Annotated in this window: 12 protein-coding genes; 5 read left to right on the top strand and 7 right to left on the bottom strand. The window is 71.8% G+C overall.

The features are described 5' to 3' along the window. Positions 1–701, bottom strand: a 701-nt coding sequence (locus G6024_RS04415; protein WP_159148154.1) for a hypothetical protein, incomplete at its 3' end; no start/stop codon positions are given. 99 nt (positions 702–800) lie between these two features. Between G6024_RS04415 and G6024_RS04410 the strand changes: the two genes are divergently transcribed. Further along, positions 801–1,328 (top strand): DUF1990 family protein, encoded by a 528-nt coding sequence (locus G6024_RS04410; protein WP_159148153.1) that lies wholly within the window; start codon positions 801–803, stop codon positions 1,326–1,328. On the opposite strand, the gene G6024_RS04405 is transcribed toward G6024_RS04410, so the two are convergent. Next, positions 1,325–1,984, bottom strand: a complete 660-nt coding sequence (locus G6024_RS04405) for a TetR family transcriptional regulator (RefSeq protein WP_096906667.1) — start codon at positions 1,982–1,984, stop codon at positions 1,325–1,327. The two genes, G6024_RS04410 and G6024_RS04405, sit on opposite strands and share 4 nt — an antisense overlap. 90 nt (positions 1,985–2,074) lie before the next feature. Between G6024_RS04405 and G6024_RS04400 the strand changes: the two genes are divergently transcribed. Beyond that, on the top strand, positions 2,075–2,620 hold the full coding sequence (locus G6024_RS04400) for a DUF2020 domain-containing protein (protein ID WP_096906668.1): 546 nt from the start codon (positions 2,075–2,077) through the stop codon (positions 2,618–2,620). A 34-nt stretch (positions 2,621–2,654) separates the two neighbouring features. Here G6024_RS04400 and G6024_RS04395 read toward each other — a convergent pair whose 3' ends face one another. The 5 genes from G6024_RS04395 to G6024_RS04375 all read right to left on the bottom strand — a co-directional run bounded on the left by G6024_RS04395 (position 2,655) and on the right by G6024_RS04375 (position 5,350). Further along, positions 2,655–3,257 carry a TetR/AcrR family transcriptional regulator gene (locus tag G6024_RS04395; RefSeq protein WP_096907452.1) on the bottom strand — a complete coding sequence of 201 codons (603 nt, stop codon included), beginning with the start codon at positions 3,255–3,257 and terminating at the stop codon, positions 2,655–2,657. A 97-nt stretch (positions 3,258–3,354) separates the two neighbouring features. Next, entirely contained in the window at positions 3,355–3,627 is a 273-nt protein-coding gene (locus tag G6024_RS04390; RefSeq protein ID WP_096906669.1) for an antitoxin, read from the bottom strand. 101 nt (positions 3,628–3,728) lie between these two features. Continuing rightward, positions 3,729–4,007 (bottom strand): GlsB/YeaQ/YmgE family stress response membrane protein, encoded by a 279-nt coding sequence (locus G6024_RS04385; protein ID WP_067717194.1) that lies wholly within the window; start codon positions 4,005–4,007, stop codon positions 3,729–3,731. Between the two features lie 159 nt (positions 4,008–4,166). Then, positions 4,167–4,457, bottom strand: coding sequence for a GNAT family N-acetyltransferase (locus G6024_RS04380; protein ID WP_096906670.1), 291 nt, complete (start codon positions 4,455–4,457; stop codon positions 4,167–4,169). Next, positions 4,454–5,350, bottom strand: a complete 897-nt coding sequence (locus G6024_RS04375) for a universal stress protein (RefSeq protein ID WP_096906671.1) — start codon at positions 5,348–5,350, stop codon at positions 4,454–4,456. Before G6024_RS04375 ends, G6024_RS04380 begins: the two co-directional genes overlap by 4 nt. A 256-nt stretch (positions 5,351–5,606) precedes the next feature. Here G6024_RS04375 and G6024_RS04370 point away from each other — a divergent pair, with 256 nt between their 5' ends. The 3 genes from G6024_RS04370 to G6024_RS04360 are packed head-to-tail and all read left to right on the top strand — an operon-like array spanning position 5,607 to position 10,012. After that, positions 5,607–6,605 (top strand): pseudouridine synthase, encoded by a 999-nt coding sequence (locus G6024_RS04370; RefSeq protein ID WP_096907453.1) that lies wholly within the window; start codon positions 5,607–5,609, stop codon positions 6,603–6,605. Positions 6,606–6,632: 27 nt separating this feature from the next. Further along, positions 6,633–7,403, top strand: coding sequence for an ABC transporter ATP-binding protein (locus G6024_RS04365; protein WP_067717202.1), 771 nt, complete (start codon positions 6,633–6,635; stop codon positions 7,401–7,403). Further along, positions 7,403–10,012 (top strand): ABC transporter permease, encoded by a 2,610-nt coding sequence (locus G6024_RS04360; protein WP_235027753.1) that lies wholly within the window; start codon positions 7,403–7,405, stop codon positions 10,010–10,012. The genes G6024_RS04365 and G6024_RS04360 overlap by 1 nt, the downstream gene beginning before the upstream one ends. Positions 10,013–10,066 lie beyond the last annotated feature (54 nt).

The raw sequence follows: 10,066 nt of genomic DNA, 5'->3' as shown, positions 1-10,066 counted from the left end.
TCGCCCGGGGCCGTCAGGCCGGCCTCCGCGGCACCCGGTCCGCGGATCTCCGAGCAGGCGTACCTGGCGCCCAGCAGTGTGGCCTGACCCGCGAGCGCGGCCTGGGCATCGTCGCGGGGCGTGACGACCCCGGCGGCAACGGTGTCGGGGACGACGTCCGGATCGAAGGCCGGCGGGGTGGTCGTCGCCGTGGTCGCCGAGGTCGTCATCGACGCGTCGGTCGTGGCCCCCGCAGCCGTGGTCTCCGCACCTTCCGTGTCCGCCGATCCCGTATCCGGGACCTCGGCGGCGTCGGTAGCGGCGTCGGTGCCCGTCGCGTCGGCGTCGGTCGTGCTGGTGCCCGCCAGTCCGGCTTCGTACCTCTCGGGTGACCCCGGGCCGCCGTAGGTGCACAGCAGCCCCAGGTCGCCGGAACCGGTCGGGGCGACCTCCGGCATGTCGGCACCGGTGAGGTCGATGATCTCCTCGGTGGTCAGGTCGAGGAGCTCGCAGGCGTTGAGTCGTTCCTCGGGCGCGGGCCGACCCTCGACCATCTCGGCGGCGACGTCGTGCCGGGGATTCGGGGTGAGTCTCGGCGGGCCCGCGTCACCCGAACCGGGGCCGGTGGCAGTGCATCCGGCGACAGTCACCGTGGCCGCCAGGGCGACGAACCCTCCGGCGAGACGGCGTCCGCGCGCCGGACGGGGTCGCTGCGATCGCATGGCCCGATCCTACGGGTCGGCCCCACGGCCATGGCCCCGACGTCCGGCGTTCACCGCGCGTGCGCGGCCCGCTCATCTCGCTCGGCGACACTGCCGGGTGTGGAAGCGAGACGCGGGCGGGACGCGCAGCCGCTGCCGGGGCCCGCACTCGGCTACCGGCGTTCGGACCTGCACGAACACGGGAGACCTCCCGGGGGGTGGAGGGAGGTCATCGCCCACGCCGTGCTCGGCGAGGGCGTCGCCCTGTTCGACGGGGCCGCGGACGATCTGCTGAGTCTGGCCGCCCACGCCCGTGCGGGGATCAGGACGGCCCCGGCGGATCCGCCCCTGGCATCGGACCTCGTCGTGCTCGACGGGCCGATGCGTGGCCCCTGCCGACTTGTCGACCTGATCGACGAGTCGCTCCGGCAGGGCGTCGTCGTCGGCACCCTCGAGGGCAACACCGCGGTGGCCGAGCACCGCTGCCACATCGACCTGCACCCCGGGACGGACGAGGTCACCGTCACCGTCCGGACGGTGTGGCGGCCGCGCACCTTCTCGGTGCTGCCCGGTGCCGCGGGCCGCGAGGCGCGCGCCTACCAACGCATGGGCGACCGCCTGGTCCGGACGCTCGGCGGCGCTTTCTAACCAGGCACGGCGCCGTCGGGGGCAGCCGGGCCTCTGGCGACGTCGGTCGGCTCGGTCACCGAGCCTCGGATCGCATCGAACGATTCCCGGATGCGGTACTCGAGCAGGGAACCCGGCTCGTCGGTGCGCCACCGTTCTACGGCGATGCGGAGGATCGCGATCGACGCGGCCGCCACCGTCGCGGCCTCCACCGAGTCCGGTTCCCGCCCCTCCCGGCGCGCCACCAGGGCCGCCAGCTCCTTCTCGTTGCACGCCAGGATCTCGTAGACCTGGGTCCGGACGCTCGCCTCCCTGCGCCACATGTCGTGGAATCGGTCGAAGGCCCGGCTCTGTCGCCGTGCGTTGGACACCTGGTGCCACATGAGCCGTGAAAGGGCGGTCATGGTGGACACGCTGCGGTCGGTGAGGAACTCCCTCACCGCGTCACGACCGGCGGGGGGCGTGTCGGGGATGCACGCGGCGGCCTTGGACGGGAAGTAGTTGAAGAACGTCCGCCGCGACACGTTGGCGGCTCGGGCGATCTCGTCGACCGTCACCGCGTCGAGTCCCCGCTCGATCACCAGATCGACCGCGGCGGCGGAGATCGCACCGCGCAGGTCGCGGCGGCGGTCCTCCGCGCGGTCGGCGCCCGCAGCGATGCTCGTGGAGTCGCCCATCTGCCACCTCCCGGTGCCGTCGCCGTGTCGGCGGTCAGCCGCACCGCCACGGTCAACAGTACTGACCGACCCGGCATCTATCCTGGCGGTATGCGCAAACCCGCCTCCCCAGCCCTCGTCGCGGTGTCCGCGGTCCTGCTCGGTGCCCTCGCCGGGTGCGGCGGCTCCGAGCCGGCCCCGGAGATGGGCACCATCCGGACCGCCCCTCCCGAGACGACCGAGCCGGAACTGCCGCCGGTCGAACCGGTCGCGGATGCCGAGTGCCCGTACCTGTCCGCCGACGAGGTCACACGACTCAGCGGCCAGCCGGTCACCGACGTGCGGATCGACGACGGCGTGGAGCCTGCGGCCTGCTTCTTCTACGACTCAGACGGCGAGGTGCAGCTCACGACCACCGTGTATTCGGTCGCGTCCCCGGAGCGGGCGGCGGAGCTGGTGGAGGAGTCGGCGCCCTCCGACGAGGCCGAACCCTCACAGGCGGAGGGAGGCTGGAGCGGTGGCCGTACGGTGGGCCTGGGCGGTGCGCTGGTGGTCCTGTCCCGCGACGCCCGGGTGCTGGCCGTGCAGTCCACGCAGGACGACCCGACGACGGCCCAGCGGATTGCCGAGCTCACCGCACCGCGGGTGGCCGGCTGACCCATCGCTCAGTGGGGATCAAGTGCAGTGGGGATCACGTCGGGTCGGTGACCATCCCCAGGATGAGCTCGGCCATGCTGCGGGCGGTCATCGCGGTGGTCCGGACCTCACCGAGCATCGCGGCGGTCACCGAGCCGTCGTGGAGGAGCGCCAACCGGTCGGCCAGGTCGGTGATGTTGTCCGGGTCCTCGAGGCCCATGCCGGCGAGCTCGGAGCGCAGGGTCTCGGCGACCCACTGCCGCTGATCGGCCACGGCGGCGCGGATCGCGCGCTCGCCGTCCGTCGCCGGGCTGGGGAACTCGATCGCCGCCGCGAGGTGGCAGGACCCGGGCATGGCGGGCTCGACCTGTTCGCGGACGATGTCGAACAGCGCCAGGATGCGGCCCCGGGCATCCGGGGCGACGTCGGCGCGGCGCCGCCACAGGTCACGGTCCCGTTCGGCGACCGACCGCAGGTAGGCCACGACGAGCTCGTCCTTGGACCCGTAGGTGTTGTACAGGCTGGCCTTGGCCACCCCGGCCTCCCGCAGGATCCGGTCGATCCCGACCGCACGGATCCCGTCGGTGGAGAACAGACGGGTCGCCGTCGCCAGGAGCCGCTCCCGCGGCCCGGGCTTGGTCGACCGTGTGCTCGTCACGGGGTACACACTATCGGCAGTGACCGCCGACACCACGGGGCCGGTGCCGCGCGCGGCGGACACCGGCCCCATCGCCTGACGGTGCGGTCGATGACGGTCAGGCCGGGGGTCGGCCGTCGGCCGGCGGGCGGCTGTGCTGCGACGGATCCGGGTCCGGGGTCGGCGTGCCGTCCGGGGCGTCCGGGACCTCGGGCGCGTCCGCGGTGCGTCCGGTGAGGAACTCGCCGGCCTTCTGCTGGGCGGTGTCGACGTGCTGGGCGTGCTTGCCGCCGGTGCGCTTGTCGAACGCGTCGCCCGCCTTCTCAAGCGCCGACTCCACCTTGCCCGGGTTCTTGCGGGCGAGGTCCTTGGCCTTGTCGAACAGTCCCATGACGGGCTCCTTCTACTCGGGATGGTGTACACGAACGGCCCGGCCCTCGTCGGGGCCGGGCCGTCTGGTTGCTGCGGTGTCTCTGGCGTCTCGCGCCCGGGTCAGACCCTGGTGCGTCCGCGCCCCTTGACGGCGGAGACGATGAAGATGACGAGGATCGCGCCGATGATCGCCGCGACGAAGCCCCAGATGGAGAATGCCTCCGGCATGCCACCGCCACCGGTGACGAGCGAGACGAGGAGGCCGACGATGAAGGCGCCGATCACGCCGGCGAGAACGTTGGCGACGAGGCCCATCTGTGCGTTCTTGCCCATGATCATGGAGGCGATCCAGCCAGCGAGGCCACCGACGATGATCCAGGAGATGATGCTCCACAACATTGTGGTTGTCCTTTCCCGAGAGTCGTACTCGGCCCGGAACGGGCCGCTCTCTCAGGAGAACACGACACCGACACGAAAGCTTCCGGTAGGGCGCACGGTGGCGTTAAACGTCGCTCACTCGTTACCGGTCCGTGTCCGCCGGGCCACCCGCCCGCGGCCTCAGGCGATCTCCGCGGACTCCGGGTGCTTCTGGATGTATCCCGCGACGAACGAACACGACGGACGCACCCGCAGTCCCTCCTCCCGGGTCACCTGCAGCGCCTCACCGACCAGCGTCCCGGCGAGACCGCGCCCACCGAATTCGGACGCGACCACCGTGTGGGGGAACTCCCGGACGCCGTCCGTGCCGTCGGAATAGTCGGCGAAACCCGCCACCACGTCGTCCACGAGGATCTCGAATCGCCCGGCGGCGGTGTCACGCCGAACCTGAACGTTGTCCTCGCTGCTCATGAGTGCGATTCCGGGCGGACGACCATCACCGGGCACGGGGCCGCCTGCAGGAGCGCCCGGGAGGTGGAGCCGAGGACCATGCCCGTGAACCCGCCCCGCCCGTGGGAGCCGACGACGACGAGCTGGGCGTTCTCGGCCTGCTCGACGAGTGCCCGGACCGCGCGATCGCGCGTGACGAACCGCTGCACCTCGACGTCGGGGTACCGGTCCGAGAATCCCGCCAGCCGCTCCGACAGCGTCTGGAGCTGCTGCTCTTCGAGTTCCTTCCAGTCATCCTCTGTGAGGGAGATGCCGGCCGCCGCGGCCTGCACCTGCGGATCCATCCAGGTGTGCACGGCGACGAGGGGGGCGGACCGCGCGGAGGCCTCGGCGAACGCCCACTCGGTGGCCTTGGCGCTGACCTCGGAGCCGTCGATCCCCACGACGACCGGGCCGCTGCGGTTCAGGTCGTCCGTGTCCTCCCGGGTCACCACGACCGGGCAGAACGCGTGGCTGGCCACCGCCGCCGACACCGAGCCGAGCACCATGCCCTTGATCCCGCCCAGGCCGCGGGAACCCAGGACGATGAGCTTGGCCTTGCGCGAGTAGTCGATGAGCACCTGCGCGGGGTTGCCCTCGACGATCGCGTGCGACACCTCGATGCCGGGCGCCACCTTGGCCGCGGTCTCACGGGCCTTCTCGATGATGGGCGTGCACTCCCGCTCCAGCTCGTCGTAGACGGGCTGCGGAGGGATCATCCCCTCGGCGAACATCGCGGCCGGCATCGTGTAGCTGGTCACGAGGAGCAGCGGGACGCGGCGGGTGGCGGCGGTGTTGGCGGCGTACGCGACCGCACCGGTGGAGGCGGCGGAGCCGTCGACGCCGACGACAACGGTGTTCTCGAGGGAAGCCATGACCCCGACCCTACCGCCGGGATACGACACCGGATCGCGGTTTGGGAGTGGGCCGTCTAGAGCTGGTCCGGAAACGGGGCGTTGGCCGGGTAGGCCATGTTGAAACTCCCCTGGAACGCCGGGAGGACGACGCGGCCCGGGCCGAAGAGGAAGAAGTCGACGACGACGTCGATCATGGGCGCTCCCGAGTGTTCAGAGTGGTGCGAGGGACAGATGGTGCTCGAGTGAGTGTAGCCCACCGACTAGGCTCGTGGACGTGTCCAGTTCGAGACGCCGTGGGCGGCCCCTCCCGCTGCGGAACGGTGTCGACCCGGTCCGGATCCGGCTGGCCGACCCCGGACAGGGGCCCCGCAGCATCCCCGAGGAGCTGCGCCGACGCTTCCCCGACCGGCTCGCCGAGCTCACCGTGGCCCTCGAGGCGGGGCAGGTCGTCACCGCCGACGGGGCACCGGTCACCGCCGCCACCCGGCGGCACCGGGGGATGGATGTGTGGATGTACCGGACGCCGGAGCCGGAGATCCCGGTCCCGTTTGAGGTCGAGGTCCTGCACGCGGACGACCGCCTCGTCGTCGTCGACAAACCCCACTACCTCGCCACGACCCCCCGCGCGGGGCACGTCACCGAGACCGCACTCGTCCGGCTCCGGCGCGATCTCGCGCTGGACGACCTCGCGCCCGCCCACCGCCTCGACCGGCTCACCGCCGGCGTCCTGGTCTTCACCGTCGATCCCGTGCACCGCGGCGCCTACCAGGAACTCTTCGCCGCCCGCCGGGTCACCAAGACCTACCTGGCGGTCGCGACCGCCCCCGACGGGGTTCCCGCCGAACGGCAGCGGTCCAGCCGGATCGTCAAGACCCGCGGCGTCCTGCAGGCGGCCGAGGTCGACGGCGAGCCCGACGCCCACACCCGCATCACCCTCCTGGGCACCCGGGGGGACGGGGCCGGGCGGATCGGGCTCTACCGGCTGGAACCCACCACCGGCCGCACCCACCAGCTGCGCGTGCACATGAACGCCCTCGGGACCCCGATACTCGGCGACGACCTCTACCCCCGTGTGCTCGACGTTGCCCCCGGCGACTTCTCGACACCACTGCAGTTGCTGGCCGAGTCGATCGCCTTCACCGACCCCGTCTCCGGTGAGAATCGCGAGTTCGCCACCCGGCGGACCCTCGACGCCTGGACCCGTGAGCAGGATCAGGGTGGACACCCGGGCAATCCCCCATCGGCTTCCGCTCCGAATTCCTGCAAGCTTTAGATCGACCACCATGATCCGAGGGAGCACATGACCACCCAGGCCGAGACCCACCAACACGACGGCGAGCCGCACTCCGCGGCCGCCGTCGCCACCGACCTCGTCATGACCTACGGGGAGGGCGAGACCGAGGTCCGTGCACTCGACCACGTCAGCGCGACCTTCGAACGCGGACGGTTCACGGCGATCATGGGCCCCTCCGGCTCGGGCAAGTCGACCCTCATGCACTGCATGGCGGGACTGGACCGGCCGACCTCCGGGTCGGTGCGGATCGGCGATACCGAGATCGTGGGGCTGGCGGACAAGGAATTGACGGCGCTGCGACGCGACCGCATCGGATTCGTGTTCCAGTCCTTCAACCTCGTCCCGACCCTGACGGCCGAGGAGAACATCACCCTGCCCCAGGACATCGCCGGCCACGGCATCGACCGGGCCTGGTTCGACGAGGTGATCGGCCGGCTGGGGATCGCCGACCGGCTCTCGCACCGGCCGTCCGAACTGTCCGGCGGCCAGCAGCAGCGCGTGGCGTGCGCCCGCGCCCTGGTCGGACGCCCGGACATCCTGTTCGGTGACGAGCCCACCGGCAACCTCGACTCCACCTCCTCGGCCGAGGTCCTGGCCATCCTGCGCAGCGCCGCAGACGACTTCGGTCAGACTGTCGTGATCGTCACCCACGACCCGCGCGCCGCCACCTACGCCGACCGCGTCCTGCTGCTCGCCGACGGCCGGGTCGTCCGCGAGCTCGCCCACCCCACCGCCGACGAGATCCTGGCGGCCATGGGCGCCCTCGAGGAGCGGTGATGGCGGCCAGGCACTCCTCCGGGCACGCCGGACCCGCCGGCGGGGGGCGACACGAGTCCGCCCACGCCCCGCGCCACACGCGCCCGATGCTGCGCGTGTCGCTGCGCAACATCGCCGCCCACAAACTCCGCCTGGTGCTGTCCGTGCTGGCGGTGGTCCTGGGCACCGCGTTCGTCACCGGCTCGCTGGTCTTCACGTCCACCCTCAAGAGCACCTTCGACGGGCTGCTCGACCAGGGCACCGCGGACCTCGCCGCGATGATCGAACCCGAGGACCCCCGCGGGGCCGGTGTGCCGTTCGAGGTGGCCGAGCAGGTGCTCGAGCTGCCGGGCGTCGAGGCGGCCATGCCCGGCGTGTCCGGCACCGTGGTGCTGTTCAACGCCGACGGCACCCCGTACCAGTCCGGCGGCGCGCCGTCCGAGGGGCTGGCCTGGATCGATCCCGACGACGCGGTCGGCGAGAGCAGCTGGATCACCGACGGCCGCGCCCCCGCCGCCGACGACGAGGTCGTCCTCCCCGAGACCGTGCTCACCGCCGCCGGCCTCGCCGTCGGCGACACCGCCGAGGTCTACACCACCGGGCAGGGCGTCCTCGACGTGACCGTCGTGGGTGCCTACGCCAACGAGACCGACATCGGCGGGTACGTGGGCGTCGGGTTCTCGGAGGAACGCGCCCGCGCCCTGTTCACCGACGGCGAGAACGCCTCCAACGTCTCCGTCCGCGCGGAACCGGGCGTGAGTCAGGAGGAGGTCCGCGACACCATCGCGGCCGAGTTCCCCGACTACGAGGTCCGGACCGGCGAGGAGATCAAGGAGCGACTGTCCGAGCAGCTGTCGACCGTCCTCGACTTCATCAACTACTTCTTCGTCGCGTTCGGGCTGATCGCGCTGCTGGTCGGCACGTTCATCATCTACAACACCTTCTCCATGCTCGTCGCCCAGCGGCTGCGGGAGCTCGCCCTGCTGCGCGCGATCGGCGCCTCCCGCGGGCAGCTCACCCGGTCGGTGATGGCGGAGGCCGCCGTCACCGGGCTCGTCGGCTCCGGGATCGGCGTGGTGGTGGGCTTCGGCCTGGCCCAGCTGATCTTCGTGGCGCTCGAGGCCTTCGACCTGGGCATCCCGTCCGGCGCCCTCTCGCTCACCCCGATGTCGGTCATCACGCCGCTCGTGCTGGGCTTCGTCGTCACCGTCTTCTCCGCCTGGGCGCCCGCCCGACGCGCCGGACGCGTCGCCCCGGTACAGGGCATGCGAGTCGGCTCGGCCACCACCGAGGCCGGCGGCGGATGGCGCACCTCCGTCGGCCTGTTCGCCGTGGTGAGTGGCCTCATGCTCGCGGTGATAGGTACCTGGCAGGAGACGACGCGGGACGGTGCGATCACGGTCGGTGTGGGTGCGGCCGCGCTGATCATCGGCAGTTTCTTGGTGATGCCCGCGCTCGCCAAACCGATCGCCGGTGGCATCGGCAGGGTGATCGGCGCACCGTTCGGCGCGGTCGGCAAGCTCGCCGCCACCAACGCCGGACGCAACACCCGCCGGACCGCCGCGACCGCGTTCGCGCTCACGCTGGGACTGACCCTGGTGGCGGCGTTCGGAACCCTCGGCGCCACCACGAAGGAGAGCGTCAGCGGCGTCATCGACCAGGACATCAACGCCGACGTCGTGGTCCAGGGCGTGGCGTCCCAGGGCCCGCCGACCCCGCTGCCCGGCGGCATCGAGCAGCAGATCGCCGACGTCGACGAGGTCGGTGACGTGGCCTGGCTGGCGTTCGCGTTCGCCGAGCTCGCCGGGGAACCGCAGGCGCTGTCCGCCGCCGGCGGGCCCGTCGGCGAGATGATCGACGCCACCGTGGTCGACGGTTCGCTCGACCCCGGCCCCGACTCGCTCGTCGTGTCCCGGACCGTCGCCAGGGACAAGGGGTGGACGATGGGCGCCTCCGTGCCGCTCGTCGCGCCCGACGGCAGTGAGAGCACCCTCCGGGTCACCGGGATCTACGAGGACTCCCAGATCCTCGGGCAGTTCTACACCGGGATGGACGTCTACGAACGCCTGGTGCCGGAGAACCTGCGGTCGACCTTCAACGTGCTCGTCGCGGCGGATGACGGGGTGAGCGAGGACGAGGTCCTCGCGGCGGTGACCGACGAGCTCACCGACATCCCGATCGCGATGGTCCAGAGCAAGCAGCAGTACATCGACACCCAGACCGGCGGGATCGACCAGCTGTTGACGATCATCTACGCGCTGCTGGGGCTGGCCCTGGTCATCGCGGTCCTGGGCATCGTCAACACCCTCGCCCTGTCGGTGATCGAGCGTCGCACCGAGATCGGGATGCTCCGCGCGGTGGGCATGCAGCGCTCGCAGGTCCGCCGCACGATCAACCTCGAGTCCACGCAGATCGCCGTGTTCGGCGCGTTGATCGGCGCGGCGGTGGGCGTCTACCTCGGCTGGGCGTTCGTCACCGTGCTCGCGGACAGCGGACTGACGGAGACGACGATCCCGTGGGGCAGCATCGGCGTCGTGCTGGCGGCCTCGGCGGTCGTCGGGGTCCTCGCGTCGTTGTGGCCCGCGCACCGGGCCGCCAAGACCGACCCGCTCGAGGCGATCTCGGACTAGCCGCGGGTGCCGCGCGCGGGTGACGCCCGCGAGGGTGCCGCCCGCGCTAGCGGC

It is taken from the genome of Dietzia maris (assembly GCF_014144855.1).
Classification (GTDB): domain Bacteria; phylum Actinomycetota; class Actinomycetes; order Mycobacteriales; family Mycobacteriaceae; genus Dietzia; species Dietzia kunjamensis.
This window is presented reverse-complemented; position numbering and strand designations above follow the sequence as displayed.

Bases quoted from the DNA above. Each gene is read 5' to 3' on its own strand.
- G6024_RS04405 (WP_096906667.1), bottom strand. From the start codon at position 1,984: ATGGGCGACTCCACGAGCATCGCTGCGGGCGCCGACCGCGCGGAGGAC.
- G6024_RS04400 (WP_096906668.1), top strand. From the start codon at position 2,075: ATGCGCAAACCCGCCTCCCCAGCCCTCGTCGCGGTGTCCGCGGTCCTG.
- G6024_RS04390 (WP_096906669.1), bottom strand. From the start codon at position 3,627: ATGGGACTGTTCGACAAGGCCAAGGACCTCGCCCGCAAGAACCCGGGC.
- G6024_RS04385 (WP_067717194.1), bottom strand. From the start codon at position 4,007: ATGTTGTGGAGCATCATCTCCTGGATCATCGTCGGTGGCCTCGCTGGC.
- G6024_RS04380 (WP_096906670.1), bottom strand. From the start codon at position 4,457: ATGAGCAGCGAGGACAACGTTCAGGTTCGGCGTGACACCGCCGCCGGG.
- G6024_RS04375 (WP_096906671.1), bottom strand. From the start codon at position 5,350: ATGGCTTCCCTCGAGAACACCGTTGTCGTCGGCGTCGACGGCTCCGCC.
- G6024_RS04365 (WP_067717202.1), top strand. From the start codon at position 6,633: ATGACCACCCAGGCCGAGACCCACCAACACGACGGCGAGCCGCACTCC.
- G6024_RS04360 (WP_235027753.1), top strand. From the start codon at position 7,403: ATGGCGGCCAGGCACTCCTCCGGGCACGCCGGACCCGCCGGCGGGGGG.